The organism is Tenacibaculum aestuariivivum, assembly GCF_964507685.1.
Classification (GTDB): domain Bacteria; phylum Bacteroidota; class Bacteroidia; order Flavobacteriales; family Flavobacteriaceae; genus Polaribacter; species Polaribacter aestuariivivum.
On record NZ_OZ208414.1, the window covers coordinates 64,676 to 86,999 of the forward strand.

Sequence of the window (22,324 nt, forward strand, 5' to 3'; positions counted from 1 at the left end):
ATTTTTTATCCTCCTAAAAAATAATACAGCTACTAAAACTCTATACCAATTTTAAAGTTTAAAACTCTTCCTGTCATGTAATTAGGTATTCCGTATTGTTGTTTACTATAAGCGTCACGAACCCAAGTATTCGTTATCGAATTTCGAATATCAAAAAAATTGAAAAGTTCTAAGCCAGCAGTTAGTTCTTTAAAGTTAGTTAAAAAACCAGTTTTATTTTTTTTAGAAGCATCCGTAAAAACATAAGAAATACCAACATCAGCACGTTTATAATCATTTAACCTATTTTGATATTGATAAACATCTGTATAAGCAGGAGATCCGCCAGGTAAACCTGTGTTATATACTATATTTAAATAAGCTTTTAAATCAGGAATATTAGGTACATAATCCTGAAACAAAACCCCAAATTTTAAACGCTGATCAGTAGGTCTAGCAATATATCCTTGATTATTAATATTTTCATCTGTTTTTAAATAACCAACGCTAATCCAACTATCATTACCAGGCACAAATTCTCCATTTAAACGAACATCTACCCCATAAGCATAAGCATTTGTTACATTGTCAGCACGATATCGAATACGAACATTATCAACAGAATAAGCATTAACATCTGTTAAATGTTTGTAATAAAATTCGGTTGTTAATTTAAAAGGACGTTGCCATTGTGTAAAACTATAATCGTTACCAACAACAAAGTGAATAGATTTTTGAGCTTTTACATTTGCATTAATTTTTCCGTTATAGTCTCGTAATTCTTTATAAGAAGGGGGTTGTGAATACCAACCTCCAGAAACCCTAAAAAGCATATCTTTATCCCAATTTGGTTTAATAGCAAATTGAGCTCTTGGACTAAATGTAAATTGTTTTTTAGAATTTTCACTTGCATTTTTTACACTCCAATTATGTGTACGCATTCCAATATTCATCCAAACTTTATTATTTTTCCAAGTAGATTTTCTGCTAAATTGAAAAAAACTAGTAATGCGATTGATATCAATATTGTTTTCAGCTCTTACATTTTTAAATGGTTCAAGAGGTTTGGTAAAAGGCTGGTAAGGTTGGTTGTTTCCTGCGTGGTGTGGCGGACGAATAGAAAATCCTAAAGAGTCTATAACTTCCCATTCACGTATGCGATCTTTTATGTTTTCTGCTTGAAATTTTACACCAGCTTTCCATTCATTTTTACCATCTTTTAAAGTACCTTTAAACTGAATATTACTAATTAAGGCATCTAAATCATTTCGGGCATGGGTTATTTGTGATCCAATTCCTTGAGAAAAAGCTACATCACCAAAGTTTTCAGAACCAATAGTGCTATCTACCTCGCTTAACCTATAAGCAGCCGCAATATCAAAGTACTCTTCTTCTTGTGTGTTAAAAGAAGAGATGATTGTTGTTACTTTTAACGCATCATTTACTTGATAATCAGTTGAAAAAGCTCCAAAAAGAGTTTTAAACTTATCTTTTTCTTGTCCTTGATAATAAACAACTAATTCTAACGGGTTAGCAATGGTTCCGAAACGAGTTTTTCTGGTTAAAGGTTTGTAATTGTAGTTGTTTAACGAAAAATTATTTAAAAAGTTTAGGGTTAACTTTTTAGTAGCTTTGTATGATAAAAAAGTTTGAACATCAGCAAAAGTAGGTTTAAAATTAACTTCAACTTGTTTACTATTAACAAATAAACTATTGTCGCGGTATCTAACACCAACTATTATACTTAATTTATCCTTTAAAAAAGTATCTTCTATTGTAAAGCTTCCACCTAATAAACTAATGGCTACTTTTGCTTTAAAATTGGTAGGTTTTCTATAAGTAATGTCTAAAACAGAAGAAAGCTTGTCGCCATACTTAGCTTGAAATCCACCTGCAGAGAAATTAATATTTTGCACCATTTGTGAATTAATAAAACTTAAACCTTCTTGTTGTCCTGAACGAATTAAAAAAGGTCGGTATACTTCAATTCCGTTTACATACACTAGGTTTTCATCAAAATTACCACCTCTAACATTATATTGTGTACTTAACTCATTAGTATTACTAACGCCTGGCAGGGTCATTAAAATATTTTCTACTCCTGCATTTGCTCCTATTATGTTTTTAACTTTTTTTGTTGAAATTGTAGTAATTCCTTGTACTTCTTTTCGATAATTTTTAAGTATAACTTCTTCTAGTTCTTGTGTTTTAAAATAAAAAGTAGGAGCGTAGTTAAATATTTTTCGTCCACGTGATGTAAATTTTTTTATAATTGTTTTGTATGAAACATGGCTAAAAGTAACAGTTACCGTTTTACGCATTGGTATAGTAAATTGATATTTTCCATCAGCATCAGTTGTAGTTCCTTCTGATAAGTATGAAATAGCAATGCCTTCAATAGGCATATTAAATTTGTTTGTTAGGATTCCTTTAACAATAACTGTGTTTTGTGCAAAAATTAAAGTAGGAAACAATAATAAAAGAAGTATTTTTTTCAAAGTTTGTATAATTTATTTTTTGAAGAATGTAGTTGATACCGTTTCTAAGTTACCAACATTGTCTGAAACAACAAGTTTAAAAATATGTTTACTGCCTATTAATTTTTTATCTTCAAAATTATAGGTAAGTATACCTTTTTTATGATTGTATTCCATTAAAATCCAACTACCATCAATAGTAGCTGTATAATTTTTTATACCAGATTTTTTATCACTAATTTTTACTTTTAAAGTGTTGTTTTTAGATAACCATTGTCCGTTTTTAAAGTTATATAACTTAATTATAGGTTTTGTAGTATCGTAAAGTAGTTTATAACTGCCTAACGTTTTTGTAGTAGTATAAACTTTATTTATTTTTTTTTTGGTTGATATGTATCTAGGGTATTTGGAATTGCTAACATTAGCTATATATACTTGTTGCTTTTGAGCATCACTTAAAAAAGAAGTGTGAAAGGTTAAGGTATATCTTTTATCTAAGGGTATGGTTGGATTATGAATTTTTGCGACTCCGTTATTAACTGTAAAATCAATAAAACAATCTTTATAAAAAGTGTTTTTAGGAAAAGCAACAGTAACATTTTTTATATCAAATTTTCGAAACTCGTTAGCAATAATTTTATAATTAGTAGTATCTTTTTGTTTAAAAACTAAATTACTTTTAACTCCTGTAATAGGTATTGTAATAGAGGTACTATTGTTTTTAATATCTTTAGCAATAATTTCTACATTATAACTAGCGCCATTTTCAATAGTTATTTTACCATTATTAACAAGGTCTTCGTATAAATTTAATTTATTAGCAGGTACTTTGTGTGTTTTTTGAACTCTATTTTTGTATGTTTTATAATGCTTATAATCAATCAACAAATTAATATATTTGCTTTCTGCAAATGAAAAAGTTTCTACATCATGATAATAAACTCTACTACCATTTACTTTCATTTCTAAACTATAAATACCATTTTTATTTATAGCGCCATTTAGTCTATCAAAAACATTTACACCAAACCCAATAACTCCACTAGCGGTAATACGTTCACTAACGTAAGTATTAGTACTTGTTTTTTTAAATGTAATAGCCGATTTTAAACTAGAATTATTAATTCTAGCTTGTTCATTTAAAGGATATGCCATTAATTTTTGAATTGTTGGCGCTTTTTTGTCTATTATATTAATGCCAAAAAGCAATGGGTTTATAATATGTTCGGTTTCAGTATCTCTAATTTCATAATGTAAATGTGGTCCGCCAGATCCACCAGTATCGCCACTATAACCAATAATTTGACCTTTAGTAACAGGAAAACGTTCTTTTTTAGGAAATAAATTACCTGTTTGATAGTTCTTTTTTTTATATTGAACACCTTTAACGTATGCTTCAATATTTCTTTCAAATTTTTTAAGATGTGCATACACCGTTGTATATCCATTAGGATGCTCAATATATATAGCCTTACCAAAACCATATTGAGATACTTTTAAGCGAGATACATAACCATTTGCGGCAGCATAAATAGGTAAGCCTTGTTTACCTTGTGTTTTAATATCTATGCCTGAGTGGAAATGATTACTACGTAATTCACCAAAAGTACCCGATAAAATTATAGGTATTTTTAAAGGAGCTGAAAAGTAATTTTTAGGATATTGCTTTTGCGCATTTCCTAAATATGAAAATAATAGAAAAATAATAGAAAAGTAAAATTTCAAATTGTAACAGTTTTAAACAAAAATACTAAAAATAAGTCAAATATATAGAAGGTTAAAAATCAGCTATTTGTTAAAAAAACAAAAAAGAGTTGGTATTTAAATTCTATAATGATAACTTTGTAGGTATAGTTTTATTCTCAAAAAATAAATGAGTACCTCTTTAGAAGCAATTTATTTACTAGAAACTAAATTGAAAAATTTATTGTCTAAGTATGAGTTTTTAAAAGAAGAAAACCAAATATTACTTCAAAATAATGCGAGGTTACAGCTAATTTTAGAAGAGAAAAAGCAAGAGTTAATTATAAGGCAACAAGAATATAAGTTGCTAAAAATTGCTAAAACTATAGAAGGCAGTGATGAAAATAAAAGAGAAACAAAACTCAAAATAAATACTTTAATTCGAGAGATTGATAAATGCATTGATCTTTTGAATTCATAAATAAAGTTCTTTACATGGCAAAAATAAAAGTTAATGTAGTAATTGCAGGAAGAACGTATCCATTAAGTGTTGATAACACAAATGAAGAGCAAGGGATGCGTACTGCTGCAAAAAATATTAATGATTTAATTGCTAAGTTTGAACAAGATTATGCAGTAGCAGATAAACAAGATGTATTAGCAATGAGTGCATTGCAATTTGCATCAAAATTAGAAATAGTATATTTAACAAATACTAAAAATAATACTGAAGTCACAAATAAAATAAATGATTTAACTAACTTGTTAGATGAACATTTATAACGTTCTTTAAAATATATTATTAATATTACTGCCTACATTAGTACATTGTTTATTAAACTCAACACTATTTATTTAGAAAGGATGAGTCTTGGTTATTAAAGCACGCCGATTTTTATTATCGGATCCTTGAGCAGCCAGTTAGTCCTAAACCTGTTTTTACGGAGTTTATAAAACCTTATTAATGTAGGTTTTTTTATACAATTAAATTAAAATTATGGATGGAGTTTTATTTCCTGTATTGGCAGGAATTATAGGGGTAGCAATAGGTTTTATTATTGCTAAAATAGTTGAAAAATCGAATGCTAATAAATTAATATTAGAAACTAAAAAAGAAGCAAGAAATATTGTAAAAGAAGCTAAAATAGAAGCAGATGCAATAAAAAAAGATAAAATTTTACAAGCAAAAGAAAAGTTTATAGAGCTAAAATCAGAGCATGAAAAAGTAATTTTATCAAGAGAAAAGAAAATATCTGATGTTGAAAAAAGAATAAGAGATAAAGAAAGTCAAGTTTCATCAGAATTAGATAAAAATAGAAAGTTAAATAAGGCTATTGAAAAGAAAGAGGCTGATTTTGACTACAAAATAGAGTTTCTTGAAAAGAAAGAAAACGAAATTGAAAAAATACATAAGCGTCATGTAGATATGCTTGAAAAAATTTCAGGGTTATCTGCTGTTGAGGCTAAAACAGAATTAGTTTCATCTTTAAAAGATGAGGCAAAGGCTGATGCAATGTCGTTTATACAAGATACTATTGAAGAATCTAAAATGACTGCCCAACAAGAGGCTCGTAAAGTAGTTTTAAATACTATTCAAAGAGTTGGTGTTGAACAGGCTGTCGAAAACTGTGTATCTGTATTTAATTTAGAGTCTGATGATGTAAAAGGTAGAATTATTGGTAGAGAAGGACGTAATATTCGTGCTTTAGAAGCTGCTACAGGTGTTGAAATTATTGTTGATGATACTCCTGAAGCAATTATTTTATCTTGCTTTGATCCTGTTCGTAGAGAAATAGCGCGTTTATCAATGCATAAATTGGTAACTGATGGTCGAATTCATCCAGCACGTATTGAAGAGGTTGTTAAGAAAACAGAAAAACAAATTAGCCAAGAAATTATAGAAGTAGGTAAGCGTACTGTTATTGATTTAGGTATTCATGGTTTACACCCTGAGTTAATAAAAATTATTGGACGTATGAAATACCGTTCGTCTTATGGTCAAAACTTATTACAACACTCTCGTGAAGTAGCTAATCTTTGTGGTATTATGGCAGCAGAAATGGGCTTAAATGCTAAAGCTGCTAAACGTGCAGGTTTATTACATGATATTGGAAAAGTACCTGAAACTGAAAGTGAATTACCGCATGCTTTATTAGGAATGCAATGGGCCGAGAAATTTGGTGAAAAACCAGATGTGTGTAATGCTATTGGTGCTCACCATGATGAAATAGAAATGAAGAGTTTACTATCACCAATAGTACAGGTTTGTGATGCTATTTCAGGAGCTCGACCAGGAGCTCGACGTCAAGTATTAGATTCATATATTCAGCGTTTAAAAGATTTAGAAGATATTGCTTTTGGTTTTACAGGAGTACAAAAAGCATATGCGATACAAGCAGGACGTGAGTTAAGAGTAATGGTTGAAAGTGCTAAGGTTAATGATGCTAAAGCCGCTGAGTTATCATTTAATATTTCACAAAAAATACAAAATGATATGACTTATCCGGGTCAGGTAAAAGTTACTGTAATTCGTGAAACTAGAGCTGTTAACGTGGCAAAATAATATAAATTAAATTTTTTATAAAAAAGCCTCATCATTTTGATGAGGCTTTTTTTATCTATTTCTTCTTGATTTTAATTTTTGAGTTGTAGTTGTTTTTTTATAATAGTTGTTTTTTTTGTATGTTTTATTTTTACGCCTTTTTAAAAATTTACCATATTTACCTGTTTTAACATTAGGAGCAACTCTATAATATAAATAGTTTGTATCTTCTTTGTATTTACGATAGCTATTTTTAAAGTTTCTTTTATAAAAATAAGCATCATTATAGTTAAAAACATTACCAATATTAATGTTAACAGCCATGTTATTACTGTTTGAGTTGTAATGCGTATTGGTGCCACGGTGGTCATTGTATTTTACATTTCCATAAAATTTGGTATTACCCCAACGGTCGTATCTAATATTTAAAGCTCCTACTTTTACTAATTTTCCATAATTATAATTAATAAAAACAGTACCAATTCTATTTACACTTCCGTTATTATTATAATTAATAAAAGTATTTCCAACACGTTTTATGCGATCTCTACGATTTCGTTCTATTACAATCTCATTATTAGTGTTATAGTATTTTGTGTTTCTATAAGGTGTATTAAAGTCAAAATCACCATTTAAAAATACATGAAACTGTATGTTTTGCTCAGTAAAGGTAACAGCATTATTATAACGATTTGTAACCCCAGTTTTACTAGTTGATTTTTTTATGTTTTTAGCATATACAGATGCTAATGACATGATTGCTATTATTAAAAGTATCCCTTTTTTCATAATTGATAAATTTAGGGTTATGCTTACTCTATGTGCTTTTCGGCTTCCGCGTTTGATATATAAATTTCAAATAACGTGCCAAATAATAATTTGATATATAATAACGTTTATACTATTAGTTTTTAGAGCTTTAATTATATAATTTAAAAAGTATGTTTATTTAAATTACTATTGGTATAAAAATAAAGGGTAGGGTAGTTGTGTATTTGTATGCTGTTAATTATAGTAAATATGGTAATTTTATTAGTTATAAATTACTAGTTATAAATTTAAAAAAGGTAGTTAGTTTATATAAGGTATTGTACTTATCTATTAATATAAATCCACCCTTTTTGAATTTTAGATAATTCATCGGTACTATATTTTAAAATATAAAAATAGGTACCTACTGGTAGCTTACTATTAGTTTTAACGGTAGCTCTTCCTGTTGATACACCTGTCCAATCGTTTTTATAATTTTTTGTTTTATATACAGTAATTCCCCAACGATTAAATATTTCTAAATGATTATCTTTATATTTTTCTAAGTTATCAAATATTAATGTTTCATTTATATTATCTCCATTAGGAGAAAATATAATATTAACACCTGTTAAATTATTTTCAGCAAAACCTGAAGCAATTGTTATAACTTCGTAGTTATTGGGTATAAAAGAATCAGAAGTTATTTTTCCTTGTGTTAAATCTCCTGTAACATTTGTATTACCAAGGTCAACCCATTTGTTTTCAGCAATACTCCAACCAACAACTCTTAATTGATTAATTGTATTTGTTATTAAAGGTATGTCACTAAAAGTATCCCAAGTAAGTGTTATTGATGTTTCTGATGTTCCGTTTAAGTCCCAAAATTCAATCGTACTTACATTTTCAATAAATGCTTGTTTTTGGTTTGTTAAAAAATTTTGAGTAAAGGTAGTTGGTGTATTAGGGTCTTCAAAGAAATAAGCTCCTAAAAATGAAGATTCTTTTTGAGTTTGTGGTAATATCATTGGTCGTAAACGATCATCATCACCAATAGGAAATGTAAATTCATTTAAATCAATGATTGTAGCATACCCATCAATATGGGTATAATCTCCTTCACCTGCATAAAAATTATGATTTTTAAACTCTAAAGAAACTGTAGTATTATTTCTAGGTGTTATAACCTTACCGCTTATAAAGCTTAACTCGTTTGTTAATATTAAAGAGGTTTGTAATTCTAAATTATTTACAGCATCAATTTCAATATTATAAAAAGATGTTTTTTGATTACCTGAAACAACTCTAGTTTCGTTATTACTATAAAAACCAGCTAAGCCTAGGTTGTTATTAAAAGTACCGTTATTAATTAAATTAGTGTGAAAACCTATTTGTGCATTGTTATGCATACGTACGTTTCCGGTATTATAAAAAGCTGTTTGAGCAAAATTATTTACACTTAAAAAAGTGATAATTAGTAAAGATAATTTTGTTTTTTTTAACCTTTTCATAATATTTATTATTTTCTCCAGGCAATTTCAATTAAAACTTCAGGGTAATCTATACTAGTACCGTTACAGTAAGCTTGAATATAATCACCTTCATTAATATTAACATTAATAGTGTTATTATGATTTCCTTGAGTAGTCATTGTTATAGATGTTATTACTGCTGGTGCATCATTTTTACGTATTTCTAAAGTCCAGTTTTGATTTATATTTGTTTGAGCGCTAATTGCTGTTATAGTGCCATTTCTGATCATTCTCCAACCATTATTATTAGACTGAGCACCATTAAATTGTCTTAAATATTCATTTGTTGTGTTGTCATTATTTCTACCCCAACCAACCATAGTTCTATCTACACTTAGCCATTTGTTTCTAGTACCATCAAATATATACAAAATACCATTTGTACTGTCTACAAACATTTGCCCAGTACTAGTACCTGTAGGAGTTGTTGTGTTAGGTTGAATTTTAAAAGGAACATTAGTACTTTTTACATGTAATTGAGCATCAATAGTAGTAGCTCCAGAAAAATCACCAATACCAACAGTACCATTTTTATATATTTCGGTATCATTTTTATCAGCAGTCAAATTATCATTTTTTGCTAACCAAGTACTACCAGGTTTATCAACCCATTGAGTACCTGTTACAGTAGATGATAGTATTTGTTCTGCAGTACCAGTAGTATTATTAATATCTACTAAAGGACCATTCAATTCAATAGTTTCGTTAATTGTTACTTTTGTAGCATTAGATGTTTCATCTATATTAATAGCTTCATAACCACCTACAACAAGGCCAATTTCATCTGCGGCAGGTCTAAAAATACCTGTGTTTGTATCGTCATTAAATCGATAAGAAGGTTCCGTTAGGGTGCCGTCAGAATTAAGTATTCCTTGAGCTCTTATGGCTCCTGAAACATGTAGCTTATTAGTTGGTGAATTTGTTCCAATACCAAATCGATTATTACTGATATCCCAAAATAATTGTGAATTATTTTCGGTAATATTACCATCGGTTCCTGCAAAAAAAACAGCCCCTGTAGTACCTGTAGTACCTATATTATCAACCCATTGAGTACCTGTTACAGTAGATGATAGTATTTGATTAGCAGTACCAAAACTATTAGTACTGTCTCTATAACCACCTGAAACTGAAATGTTTCCAGTAAGTCGTGTATCACTATAAAGGTTGATACCTGATGGACCTATAAAATCTAAAAAACCATCAGATTGTATGCGTATAAAATTGGTGTTACTTATTTGAAACCAATCTAAATTATTGAAGAATAATTGATTACCACCTCCGTTAAGTGTTCTGTTTTGTGTTAATGTTCCATTTATATTATATATATTGTCTCCTGTGCTACTTGAGCTTGCAATATTTCTCCATGTACCAATAGGTATGGGGTCTGCATCATAAACTTTAATTTCACTATTTAAGGTATCAAACCAAACATCTCCTTCTACAGGTGCTGTTGGTTCAGTGTTACCTGAGGTAACATTGTTGTTATTAACTGTTTTAATAGTTCCTTTATTATCAATAATCCTTACTTCCTGAGCATTAATTTTTAATGAGATAAAAATTAAAGCAGAAAATAGTATAAATATGTACTTGTTATAGTGTATCATTTTAAGTGATTAAGTATTTTATTTATTGATTGTAAAATTTTAAAACCTGAGTAGTGGTTAATGTGAAGATAAAATATAATGTTGGTTATTATGTATATACCATAAATACTATCCATTAGCTTTATTTATAATTTAAAACTAATGGATAGAAGTATATAAGGGTTATTTAACAAATTGAACTTCAATAATATCGTCAGAATATAAAGTCCAGTCGTTTGGTTGAGTTGTATTAGGTACTAAAACAATTGTAGTACCTGTTATGGTATAATCAACACCTGCTACTAATTTAGCACCATTTCTATAAACCCATACATTTTTAAAGTCAGGTAAAGCTACTGTTAGGTCGAATGTTAATTCACCAGCTGTTGGCGCAGCACCAGCAACTGCTGCTGTAAATACATCATGACCAGATTGAACTTGTAATAATTCAGAAGCTAATATTTTTTTAGTTTCTCCTGTAGCTTCATCTCTAACCATTATAGTATATCCTGTACCGTCGTATGCTGTAGCTGCAATGTCAGTTGTTGGGTTTGTGGTAGCATCTATTTCTTTAATACCTGTAATACCAAAAACAGCTCCAGATGCATCTATAAATGTATCATCAGTTAATGTACCACCTAATTGCCAAGTTGATACAATACCTCCATCAGGAGTTTGATCAGTAAATAAAGTTAAACCATTTTTTACTTGTAAGTATTTTTTAGTTCCTTTATTATCGATAACTCTAATAGTACCGTTTAATTCAGATGATTTACCTACTTTTTCAATAGCATTAAAAGTACCTGTTGTTTGTTGTGCATTTGTTGTACTAATGGCTAATAAGCCAACAGCAACAATAGCTAATTTAAATTTGTTTGTAATTGTTTTCATAAATAATTGTTTTAAGTTTCTAATTAAGGTTTATTAATAAAATTGCACTATTTTAATTTGATCGCCTTGATAGCATATTGCATCAGCTTCTATTTGTATTGTGGTATTATTGATTATAACAAAATCAACCCTAACACCATTTCTGTATACGTTTACTTTATCATTAGAGTATAAAGTTAATCCGTTAAAAGTTAATTGACCATCTGAGGCTATTAATTGTGTTACTTCTTCTCTAAATAAATTAGTAGCGGTTACTTTTTTTAGTTGACCTGTTGTTTTATTAACCGTAACAATTTCATCTTGGGTAACATCTCCATCTTCTAAATTAGTTATGGCTAATGTATTTACAGGGCTTGTTTTTATAATGGTAGGTTTAATTAATTCACCTCCGAGTTGTATTGTATTGTTACTATTAATTAATAAACCATTATTGGCAGTAGGTTTTGTGTTTGATGCAACCCAATTGGTTCCATTATAAGCATAAATATTACCTGTACTACTATCAATATATAGCTCACCAGCAATAGGATTAGGGTTGTTGGTAATTGTAGGAGTTCCGTTTCCTTTTTTAGGATTATTGTCTATAGATATCCAGTTAGTACCATCCCATATGCTAGTTGTATTTTTCAAGGAATTATTTATCCAAAAATCACCTAAATTATTGTTTACAGGAGCGCTGTTTGTTGTTGTAACATTAATGCCTTTGGTTGTGTTGCATAGGTTTTTCCATAATGTACCATCATATACAAAAACACAGTTTTCGTTTGTGTTAAATATCAAAGCACCTTTTAAAGGTTGCATTGCATTCATTTCATTAGTAGTCATTCTGCTTATAACTAGTGCTTTATCTGAGCTTTCTAATTCTAAAATAGAATTTAAGTGAATAACAGATGGATTTTCTCCTATTTTTACTTGAGCGTAAAAGGAATAGTTTATAAGTAAAGTAAGTATTAAACAAATTTTAATTTTCATACTTTTAATTTTGAGACAAAAATAGTTTTTTTAAAGAAAAAACAAAGACTTATATAATTTATATATAATTATGTCTTTACATATATTACGACACCACTTTTATAAAAAAGTCACTTTTTTATATAAATGTGTGTTAAATTTATTGTAGTATAGATAATTATTGATGTTATTAAAGTTATATAATAGTTATATCTTAGAATTAGTGAGGGAGTAATTTTATGATATTATTTATTTTAAATAAATAATATTCATTGATGTTTTATTTAGGGTTATTTTTTTTAAAAAGAGCATCTAAAAAATATTTTATAGTTTTGAACGCATAAAAAACAGTAAATAAAATTAAAAAAATGCCTAATATTAATAAAAAGTAAGCAACATATTTTTTTGGAGTTTCAGTAAAAATTCTTAGAGCTTTAAAGGCTAAGTTTAATATAATAGGTGATGTAATTAATAAGCCTAATAAAATTAAAAATTTTTTTACTATATTATCAGGAGTTATTGGTTTAGCCATTTTTATGATAGTTTTTTATAGCATTTCTAACATTACCGAAGTTTTTTAATAAAGTATTTGCTGTTTTTTCGTTAATTTTTAGTTCAGAGATTAACATTTTTACTCCTCTTTCTACTAATTTTTTATTAGAAAGTTGCATATCTACCATTTTATTACCTTTTATTTTTCCTAACTGAATCATTGTCGTGGTAGAAATCATATTTAGCACTAATTTTTGAGCAGTACCCGCTTTCATACGTGAACTACCTGTTACAAATTCTGAACCAACAACTATTTCAATAGGAAATTGAGCTGTTATAGCCAAAGGACTTCTATGGTTACAAGTAATACATCCTGTTAGAATATTATTTTCATTACATTTTTCTAATGCTGAAATTACATAGGGCGTAGTTCCTGATGCAGCAATACCAATCACAATATCTTTATTTGTTATTTGTTCTTTTTGTAAATCTTTCCAACCTTGCATTGTTGCATCTTCGGCATTTTCTACAGCTTTTCTAATGGCAATATCTCCACCTGCAATAAGTCCTACAACTAATTCATGAGGAACGCCAAAAGTAGGAGGGCACTCACTAGCGTCTAAAATACCTAAACGCCCACTTGTACCAGCACCTATATAAAATAAACGTCCGCCTTTTTTTAATTTTGATACTACTTGTGCTGTTAGTTTTTCAATTTGAGGCAATGCTTTTTCAACAGCTAAAGGAACTGTTTTATCTTCATTATTTATGTTTGATAATAATTCAGAAATAGTCATTTTTTCTAAATTATCATAATTTGAGTCTTGTTCAGTTGTTTTTATAAAATTCATATTTCAAATTTACTAATTAAAAAGCTTTTATCTTAATATTTATAATATTGTTACAATTTTTTAATAGTTTTTTTGGTTATTAAATAACAAAAAGGCAGGTGATAAATCACCTGCCTTTTTGTTAAATTTAATATTTTTTAAATATTTTTTAAAATAGTATTAAAAGTATTACTAGGTTTCATAACTGCATTTGTTAAAATATCATTAGGCTTATAATATCCGCCAATAGTTACAGGTTTTCCTTGAACTTTATTTAATTCATTAATAATTATAGCTTCGTTATTAGCTAAATTTTTAGCTATAGGATCAAATTGTGTTTTTAAATCTATTTCTTTATTCTGAGCAGCTAAAGCTTCTGCCCAGTATTTTGCTATATAATAATGCGAACCTCGGTTATCTAATTCACCTGTTTTTCTAGAAGGTCCTTTTTTATTTTCCAATAATCTATCTGTAGCATCATCTAAGGTTTCGGCTAAAACTTTAGCTTTATTATTAGCATTAGTTTCTCCTAAATGTTCTAAAGAAACTGCTAAAGCTAAAAATTCACCTAAAGAATCCCAACGTAAATGGTTTTCATTTACTAATTGTTCAACATGTTTTGGAGCTGAACCACCTGCACCTGTTTCAAATAATCCACCTCCATTCATTAACGGAACTATAGATAACATTTTTGCAGAAGTTCCTAATTCTAAAATAGGAAATAAATCGGTTAAATAATCACGCAAAACATTTCCTGTAACAGAAATAGTATCCTTTCCGTCTTTAACTCTTTCTAACGTATATTTAGTTGCTTCAACTTGCGATAAAATTTGAATATCTAAATCGGTAGTATCGTAGTTTTTTAAGTATTTTTCTACTTTTTTAATGATTTCAGTATCATGCGCTCTTTCTTTTCCTAACCAGAAAATAGCAGGAGTTTGAGAAGCTCTAGCACGAGTAACCGCTAATTTTACCCAATCTTGAACAGGTGCATCTTTTGTTTGGCACATTCTCCAAATATCACCTTGTTCAACTTTATGAGATATTAAAACAGTTCCATTAACATCAATTACATCAACTGTTCCGTTGGCTGTAATTTCAAAAGTTTTGTCATGCGAGCCATACTCTTCAGCCTTTTGAGCCATTAAACCAACATTAGGAACGGTTCCCATTGTTGTAGGGTCAAAAGCACCATTTTTTTTACAAAAATCAATAGTTTCTTGATATAGAGCAGCGTATGAACTATCTGGAATTACAGCTTTGGTGTCTTGCTGTTTTCCATCCTTATTCCACATTTGACCCGAAGTACGAATCATTGCTGGCATAGAAGCATCAATAATAATATCTGAAGGAACATGTAAGTTCGTAATTCCTTTATCTGAATTTACCATTGCTACAGCTGGATTATTAGCGTAAACAGCTTCAATATCAGCTAAAATTTCTGCTTTTTTATCGGCGGTTAATTCATTAAGATTACTTAGTAAATTTCCAAACCCATTATTCACATCAACACCTATTTTATTGAATATTTCTTGATGTTTAGTAAATAAATCTTTAAAGAAAACGCGTACAGCATATCCAAAAATGATAGGGTCAGAAACTTTCATCATTGTAGCTTTCATGTGTAAAGAAAATAATAATCCTTTTTCTTTTGTATCGGAAATTTGCTCTGCTAAGAAAGTTAATAAAGCTTTTTTACTCATAACAGAACCGTCAATGATTTCACCATCTAATAAGGAAATTTTTTCTTTTAGAGTAGTTACTGTTCCATTTGTACTTGTATGTATAATTTTTACATCCGTAGCATTTTTTATAGTAATTGACTTTTCGGTGTGAGCAAAATCACCTTCACTCATTGTGGCAACATGAGTTTTAGAAGTTGAAGACCAAGCACCCATTGAATGTGGATTTTTACGTGCGTAATTTTTAACAGCTTTTGGAGCTCTTCGGTCAGAGTTTCCTTCACGTAAAACAGGGTTTACTGCTGAACCTTTAATTTTATTGTAACGAGCTAAAATAACTTTTTCATCATCGGTGTTTGCTTCTTCAGGAAAATCAGGTAGAGCATAGCCTAATATTTGTAATTCTTTAATTGCAGCTTTTAATTGCGGTACTGAGGCAGATATATTGGGTAATTTAATAATATTTGCTTCTGGTTTTTTAGCTAATTCACCTAAGAAAATTAAAGCATCTTCTACTTGTTGTTCTTTGGTAAGAAAATCTGGAAAACTAGCAAGAATACGTCCTGCAAGAGAAATATCTTTAGTTTCTATTTCTATATTAGATGATTTTGTAAAAGCTTTTACAATAGGTAAAAATGAACGAGTAGCTAATGCAGGAGCTTCATCCGTTTTAGTGTACATGATTTTAGCAGTTTTGCTCATATTATTAGTTTTTTAAGTGGTATTAATTAAAAGGTATACCGTAATTATTAATGTTTTTTGAAGTACTACAAATTTAAGGATTCCCAATGGTTTTTTTGATGCTAAAATGTTATTAATTAATTGTTTTTATTATGAATATTATAATTATTAATTGTTTTTTTAATGTTTTGTTATTGAGAGTGAAAAATATGTTAGAATTATTTTTTGTTTTATACAGGTAGTTATTACATATATGTTGTGTATTTTTATTACTAATAATTAATTTAAAAATAAATACCTCACTATAAAAGTGAGGTATTTATTAAGTTTTACAGGAATTATTTTTTATTTTTTTGTTTTATTTTTAAATGCATCAAATTTGCTAGATGCTTTTTTAGGCCAACTATTATTTGAGGTATCAATATCAGCTGTTTCTAAATCAGGATCTATTACCATACTTTTTATTTCTTTATCAGAAGAAAAAACCTTGAATACTTTTTTATCATTTTTCATCCATATTTTAGCAGGAAAAATTTCTCTTTTTTTACTATTATCAGCATAGGTTATTTCAAGTATTATTGGCATTGGTAAACCTCCAGGTTTTTCAAATTCAACTTGATACATGTATTTAGGTAATGCTTTTAATGTAGCTTTTTTAGTACTAGGTAAATTGTTAATATATGCTTCTATTTCAGATGAGTTAGCATCATCTTTATTTGTTGTTAAAAAAACTAATTTCCCTAAACTAGCAAAGTATGACGGGTATTGCTCTTGTATTTTTTTTGTTTTTTCATTTGGTTTGTTTGTTAAAAACAATGTTTTAACATTTTTAATACCAATATCAGTATAATCAGTAGAATAAAACCATCCTCTCCAAAACCAATCTAAATCCATACCAGAGGCATCTTCCATTGTTCTAAAAAAATCAGCAGGAGTAGGGTGTTTAAACATCCATCTTTTAGCGTAAGTTCTAAAAGCATAATCAAATAGCTCAGGTCCCATAATAGTTTTACGTAACATATATAAACCTGCAGCTGGTTTTGTGTAGGCATTCGGGCCAAAGTTTTTTACATAATCGCCCTGCGACATGATAGGTGTTAACTTATCTTGATCTAAACTCATGTAGCGTACAATATCTTTAGGTAAATTACGAGTATCAAAGTTAGGATCATAATCTAACTCAGCTAGGGTTTCAACAAAAGAGTTTAAACCTTCATCCATCCAAGTCCATTGACGTTCATCAGAATTTACAATCATAGGAAAAAAATTGTGTCCAACTTCATGTGTAATTATCCCAATCATTCTATTTTTAAGTCTGTCAGAATAAGTACCATCTTTATTAGGTCTTCCGTAGTTAAAACATATCATAGGGTACTCCATACCTTGATCTTTTGCATTAACAGATATTGCTTTTGAATATGGATAGTCAAAAGTCATTTTAGAATATTCTTCTAAAGTGTTAGCAACAACTCTTGTAGAGTATTCTTCCCATAAAGGGTTTCCTTCTTTAGGATATAATGAAACAGCCATTATGTTTTTACCATTTATATTAACAGCCATAGCATCCCAAATATACTTTCTTGATGAAGCAAACGCATAATCACGTACATTGTTAGCTTTAAAGTGCCATGTTTTAGTTTTGGTAGTTTTTTGTTTTTCATTTGCTTCAGCTTCTTCTTGTGTAACAATAAAAACAGGGTTTTTATAAGAAGTTCTTGCTTTTTCCCAGCGATTACGTTGTTCTTTAGTTAAAACATCTTTTTCATTTTGTAATTCTCCAGTTGCATCTACAATATGATCAGCAGGTACGGTTAATTTAACATCATAATCTCCAAATTCTAAAGCCCATTCGCTACGTCCATAAAACTGCATATTTTGCCAACCTTCTACATTATCATATACAGCTAAACGTGGAAAAAATTGAGCAATTGTATAATTTTTATTTCCGTCAGGAAATAATTCAAAGCCAGAGCGACCACCATCAATTACAGAGTTGTTAATTAAGTAATTCCATTTTATTTTAAACTTAAATACTTCTCCTGAAGTAATTGCTTTAGGTAAGTTAACACGCATCATGGTGTTGTTTATGATGTAGGATAATTCAGTACCATCAGCATTTTTTACTTCTTCAATTTTAAAACCAAATTCTTTTGGAGTATCTAAGGTTTCAGCTACAAATTTTTCAGTTGTTTGAAAAGCAGTAGCTTCTTTAGATTCAATTAAAGGTGTTTGAGAGTTGGGGGCACGCATGTTTTGATCTAATTGTATCCATAAATAATCTAATGGATCTTTAGAGTTATTATGATACGTAATTGTTTCATCGCCATATAATTTATTAGTAGTTTCGTCTAAATGTAAAACCATTACGTAGTCAACTTTTTGTTGTGTATATTGATGCCCAGGAGCACCAGATGCTGTACGTTGATCGTTTGGAGTTGCTAATAAGTCTTTCAATTGACGAAACTTATTTTGATCAGTATGACCTTTTTGAGGAGCCTTTGTTTCTTGTGCAAATATTGGGGCACTTGTAAAAAAAGCTACAAATAACAGGGTGTAATATTTTCTCATTTTCTGAATTTAATTGAGTTTAAAAATATTTCGAAAGTTACTAAATTTGAGCATTACAAAATAAGTTTGTTCAATAATTAACAAACCTTTATGGTTGTAACTTAGTTTTTACAATAAAAAAAGCGATACTTAATAATAGTATCGCTTTTTTAATAATGTTTTTTAATTTTTTAACTGATTTTTAAAATTGTTAAATTTAGAAGTTATTTTTACAGGCCAGCTATTATTTGAAGTGTCAACATCGGCAGTTTCTAAATCTGGGTCTATTAAAATATGTTGTATTTCTTTGTTTGAAAAAAATACTTTTGTTACCTCTTTATCATTGTGTCTCCAAATTTCAGCAGGATATTTTTTTCTTTCTTTAGTTCCGTTTTTGTAGGTAAATTCAACAATAATAGGCATAACTAAGCCTCCTGGTTTATTGTATGTTATTTCATAATAATAGGTTGGTTGTTTGGTAGCAAAACTTAAACCTTTGCTGGTGTCTTCAATAAAACTAACAGAAGTATTGTTTTTATTGGAAGTATAATACTTTTTAACATTTTTAATACCTATATCTGTAACATCAGTTGTATAAAACCAACCTCTCCAAAACCAATCTAAATCCATAGCAGAAGCGTCTTCCATAGTTCTAAAAAAATCAGCAGGAGTAGGGTGTTTAAATTTCCATCTTTTGGCGTATGTTTTAAAAGCGTAATCAAATAATTCAGCCCCCATAATGGTTTCTCTTAAAATCCATAATGCAGTAGCTGGTTTACCGTAAGCATTATTACCAAAACTGTACACATGATCTCCTTTTGACATAATAGGCGCAATTTTAGATTGATCACCGCTCATGTATTTTATAATATTTTTAGGGTAGCCTCTGGTTACAGGAAAATTTTTATCATAGGCTAATTCTGCTAAAATTTCCATATATGAGTTTAACCCTTCATCCATCCAGGTCCATTGACGTTCATCAGAATTTACTATCATCGGAAAAAAATTATGACCAACTTCATGAATAGTTACTTTTATCATTCTATATTTTACTCTATCCGAATATGTTCCGTCAGCATTTGGTCTTCCTGGGTTAAAACAAATTTGTGGATATTCCATGCCCATTTGTCCATCTACAGAAATTGCTTTATGGTACGGATAATCAAACGTGTATTTTGAATATGTTTTTAATGTTTGTGCTACGGCTCTTGTTGAGTGTTCACCATATAAAGGGTTTGCTTCTTTAGAGTATAAAGAATGTGCCATTACATTTTTACCATTAATGTTAACAGCCATAGCATCCCATATAAATTTTCTTGAAGTAGCAAACGCATAATCTCTTACATTTTTTGCTTTAAATTTCCAAGTTTTAGTTTTTTTAGAACGGCTTTTTTCTAGTTTTTTAGCTTCATCTTGAGTTCTAATAATAATAGGGTTGTCATATGTTTTTTGAGCTTTTTCTAGTCTTTTTAGTTCTTTTTTAGATAATACTTCATTTTTATTTAATAAAACACCTGTTGCACCTAACATATGATCAGCAGGAACAGTAATGTTTACATTAAAATCACCAAATTCTAAGGCAAATTCACTTCTTCCCCAAAATTGATCGTTTTGCCAGCCTTCTACATTGTCATACACGCATAATCTTGGATAAAATTGTGCAATTACATAATTATTATTTCCGTCTTTTTCAAAATACTCAAAGCCAGATCGACCTCCTAAAGTTTTGTGATTGTTAATTTTGTACCACCAATTAATATTAAATTTAAATGTTTTACCTGACGCTAATGGTTGTGGCAAGTTAATACGCATCATGGTTTGGTTAATAGTGTATGATAATTTACTACCATTAATGTTGGTAACATTAGTTATATTAAAACCACCTTTAAACTTTTTTTTAGGAAAAGTTCTATCAAACATTTTTTTACTTATTTTTTTTTGAATTTTACCCGAAGTAATATCTGGTGTTTTAGAATTAGAAGCTCGTACATTTTGATCTAATTGTACCCATAAGTAAGTTAATTCATCTGTTGAATTATTATGGTAGGTTATTGTTTCATTACCTGTTAATTTTTGTTCAACATCATTTAAAACAATATTCATAGCATAATCAACTTTTTGTTGTGTATACTTTTTTCCAGGAGCACCAGAAGCGGTGTGCTGACTGTTAGGTGTTGGTAAAAGTTCTTCTAATTGTTTAAATTTATTTTGATTAGTGTGTCCTACTTTTGTTTTTGCTGATGTTTTTTGAGCTAATATAGTAGTGTGTATCAATAAAAAAGTAAATAAAAATAGGATGTTTTTAATCATTACAATAAAGGTTTCTAGTTTAATAAAAAGTAAAAATAGGTATAAGTACTTAGTTTAGTGGTGTTATATTAAAAATTCAATAAACCACTATCTTTTTTTTGGTTTAAAAATAAGCTTTTACGAGTAGTTTTTATAGATGCTTTAATTAAGTTTTGTTGTTCTGGAAAATGAGTTATCAATACATTATTTTGTATTTCTATAGTATTAAAATGATGAATGTTTTCTATTTCTAAATAAAAAAATACAATATCACCATCGTATTCCTTACCAATAAAATTATACTCAAAATTTTTATTATTAATTTTAAGTTTAAAGTGTTTTTTTAAATAGTTTAAAAAAAGTGTATCTACATTTTTTAACTCGTTTTTTGATAGTAGTTGTAGGTTTACATTATAGTCATTATTAATAGCAGTTTCTATATCGTCTATAAAAACATTCATAATTATTTGAACCGATTTTGTTTTTTCAACATATGCTATTTCTGTTAAAGAAATATAATATTTGTGTACACTAAAAGATAGTAGTGGAAGTATAAGGAAAAGTATAATTATTTTTTTCATATTTTTAATACTAATTAGTACGCCAAATTACTAATTATAATTGTTTGAGTTTAGTTTTTTAAATACTTCGGCTTTATTTTTTAAAAACAGAATCATATTTATTTCATTAGAATTATAAATATGATTAAATTTTTTATCAGTAGTACAAAAATAAATGAATCTATAAAGGTCGCTTTCTTTTATGTAATATTCTTTTATAATAAATGTAGCATAGGTGTTTTTAATTTTCGCAACTTTAATTTCTAACGTTTCAATAGTTTTTAATTTTCGTAACTTTTTTATCTTACCAGAAACACTATTTAAAATATAATCAAGTGAAACAACATTTGCAATACCAATTGTAAAAGGTTTGCTTCCTCCCATAGCAGTTTGTAGTGTTCTTTCGGCAGGTGTTAGTTTTTTAGTTTCGGCATAAGGTAAATTTAATGTTTTAGCATTTATTTTTCTTTTTGAATTAATATTTTTACTATCAGAAGTTAAAAAACCTAATAAATTGTGTTTTTTTAAATGAACTTCATCTAACTTATATATTATTTTAAGTAGGTTAAAAGTGTTTTTTTGTATGCCAAAGTAATTTATTTTAACAACAAATACTTTTGGTTTATAACCAACAAAAGATATTTTTAAAGAATCATTTAGTTTTGCTAAAATTTTAAACTCACCATTTTTATTAGTAAAAGTACCTTGTTTGGTATTTAGGTTAATTACGTTTGCTTTAAAGAGTACTCCAATTTTATCTTTTACCTCACCATATAAAAACGTTCTGTTTTCTTGTGATTGTATTTTTAAAAAAGATAATAAAACTAAAACGAACAGTAGCAGTTTTTTCAT

17 protein-coding genes and 1 other RNA gene are annotated in these 22,324 nt (G+C 28.6%); 4 read left to right on the plus strand and 14 right to left on the minus strand.

The genetic code is table 11. The annotated features are described in order from the left end of the window. Positions 1 to 32: 32 nt before the first annotated feature. Positions 33 to 2,477 (minus strand): TonB-dependent receptor, encoded by a 2,445-nt coding sequence (locus tag ACN5J4_RS00255; protein WP_418650163.1) that lies wholly within the window; start codon positions 2,475 to 2,477, stop codon positions 33 to 35. 12 nt (positions 2,478 to 2,489) lie between these two features. After that, positions 2,490 to 4,181 (minus strand): M23 family metallopeptidase, encoded by a 1,692-nt coding sequence (locus ACN5J4_RS00260; protein WP_418650164.1) that lies wholly within the window; start codon positions 4,179 to 4,181, stop codon positions 2,490 to 2,492. Between the two features lie 148 nt (positions 4,182 to 4,329). On the opposite strand from ACN5J4_RS00260, the gene ACN5J4_RS00265 reads away from it, so the two are divergent. The 4 genes from ACN5J4_RS00265 (at position 4,330) to rny (ending at position 6,702) form a co-directional block, all read left to right on the plus strand. Next, the gene (locus ACN5J4_RS00265) at positions 4,330 to 4,620 is read left to right on the plus strand and encodes a hypothetical protein (RefSeq protein ID WP_418650165.1); all 291 of its coding nucleotides are present in this window, start codon (positions 4,330 to 4,332) and stop codon (positions 4,618 to 4,620) included. Between the two features lie 14 nt (positions 4,621 to 4,634). Next, on the plus strand, positions 4,635 to 4,922 hold the full coding sequence (locus tag ACN5J4_RS00270; protein WP_418650166.1) for a cell division protein ZapA: 288 nt from the start codon (positions 4,635 to 4,637) through the stop codon (positions 4,920 to 4,922). A 56-nt stretch (positions 4,923 to 4,978) separates the two neighbouring features. Beyond that, positions 4,979 to 5,089: non-coding RNA, 6S RNA (ssrS, locus tag ACN5J4_RS00275), on the plus strand. 47 nt (positions 5,090 to 5,136) lie between these two features. Continuing rightward, a complete protein-coding gene (rny, locus tag ACN5J4_RS00280; RefSeq protein ID WP_418650167.1) occupies positions 5,137 to 6,702 on the plus strand; it encodes a ribonuclease Y in 1,566 nt (521 codons plus the stop codon). 51 nt (positions 6,703 to 6,753) lie between these two features. Here the strand turns inward: rny and ACN5J4_RS00285 are convergent, their stop codons facing one another. The 12 genes from ACN5J4_RS00285 to ACN5J4_RS00340 form a co-directional block, all read right to left on the minus strand. Further along, on the minus strand, positions 6,754 to 7,470 hold the full coding sequence (locus ACN5J4_RS00285) for a hypothetical protein (protein WP_418650168.1): 717 nt from the start codon (positions 7,468 to 7,470) through the stop codon (positions 6,754 to 6,756). Positions 7,471 to 7,775: 305 nt separating this feature from the next. Then, positions 7,776 to 8,942: a gliding motility-associated C-terminal domain-containing protein gene (locus tag ACN5J4_RS00290; RefSeq protein ID WP_418650169.1), complete on the minus strand. Its 1,167-nt coding sequence runs from the start codon at positions 8,940 to 8,942 to the stop codon at positions 7,776 to 7,778. A gap of 8 nt (positions 8,943 to 8,950) precedes the next feature. After that, on the minus strand, positions 8,951 to 10,570 hold the full coding sequence (locus ACN5J4_RS00295; RefSeq protein ID WP_418650170.1) for a hypothetical protein: 1,620 nt from the start codon (positions 10,568 to 10,570) through the stop codon (positions 8,951 to 8,953). Between the two features lie 162 nt (positions 10,571 to 10,732). Then, positions 10,733 to 11,440, minus strand: a complete 708-nt coding sequence (locus ACN5J4_RS00300) for a hypothetical protein (RefSeq protein WP_418650171.1) — start codon at positions 11,438 to 11,440, stop codon at positions 10,733 to 10,735. A gap of 33 nt (positions 11,441 to 11,473) precedes the next feature. Continuing rightward, complete coding sequence (locus ACN5J4_RS00305) at positions 11,474 to 12,412, minus strand: hypothetical protein (protein ID WP_418650172.1); 939 nt, start codon at positions 12,410 to 12,412, stop codon at positions 11,474 to 11,476. Positions 12,413 to 12,671: 259 nt separating this feature from the next. Further along, complete coding sequence (locus tag ACN5J4_RS00310) at positions 12,672 to 12,923, minus strand: DUF6095 family protein (protein ID WP_418650173.1); 252 nt, start codon at positions 12,921 to 12,923, stop codon at positions 12,672 to 12,674. Next, positions 12,916 to 13,734 carry an N-acetylmuramic acid 6-phosphate etherase gene (gene murQ, locus ACN5J4_RS00315; protein ID WP_418650174.1) on the minus strand — a complete coding sequence of 273 codons (819 nt, stop codon included), beginning with the start codon at positions 13,732 to 13,734 and terminating at the stop codon, positions 12,916 to 12,918. Before murQ ends, ACN5J4_RS00310 begins: the two co-directional genes overlap by 8 nt. Before the next feature lie 137 nt (positions 13,735 to 13,871). Then, the gene (locus ACN5J4_RS00320; protein ID WP_418650175.1) at positions 13,872 to 16,097 is read right to left on the minus strand and encodes an NADP-dependent isocitrate dehydrogenase; all 2,226 of its coding nucleotides are present in this window, start codon (positions 16,095 to 16,097) and stop codon (positions 13,872 to 13,874) included. A 324-nt stretch (positions 16,098 to 16,421) separates the two neighbouring features. After that, positions 16,422 to 18,644: a M1 family metallopeptidase gene (locus ACN5J4_RS00325; protein ID WP_418650176.1), complete on the minus strand. Its 2,223-nt coding sequence runs from the start codon at positions 18,642 to 18,644 to the stop codon at positions 16,422 to 16,424. 162 nt (positions 18,645 to 18,806) lie between these two features. Beyond that, positions 18,807 to 20,933, minus strand: coding sequence for a M1 family metallopeptidase (locus tag ACN5J4_RS00330; protein ID WP_418650177.1), 2,127 nt, complete (start codon positions 20,931 to 20,933; stop codon positions 18,807 to 18,809). Positions 20,934 to 21,001: 68 nt separating this feature from the next. After that, positions 21,002 to 21,493: a DUF6702 family protein gene (locus tag ACN5J4_RS00335; RefSeq protein ID WP_418650178.1), complete on the minus strand. Its 492-nt coding sequence runs from the start codon at positions 21,491 to 21,493 to the stop codon at positions 21,002 to 21,004. A 30-nt stretch (positions 21,494 to 21,523) separates the two neighbouring features. After that, positions 21,524 to 22,324, minus strand: a complete 801-nt coding sequence (locus ACN5J4_RS00340) for a carboxypeptidase-like regulatory domain-containing protein (RefSeq protein WP_418650179.1) — start codon at positions 22,322 to 22,324, stop codon at positions 21,524 to 21,526.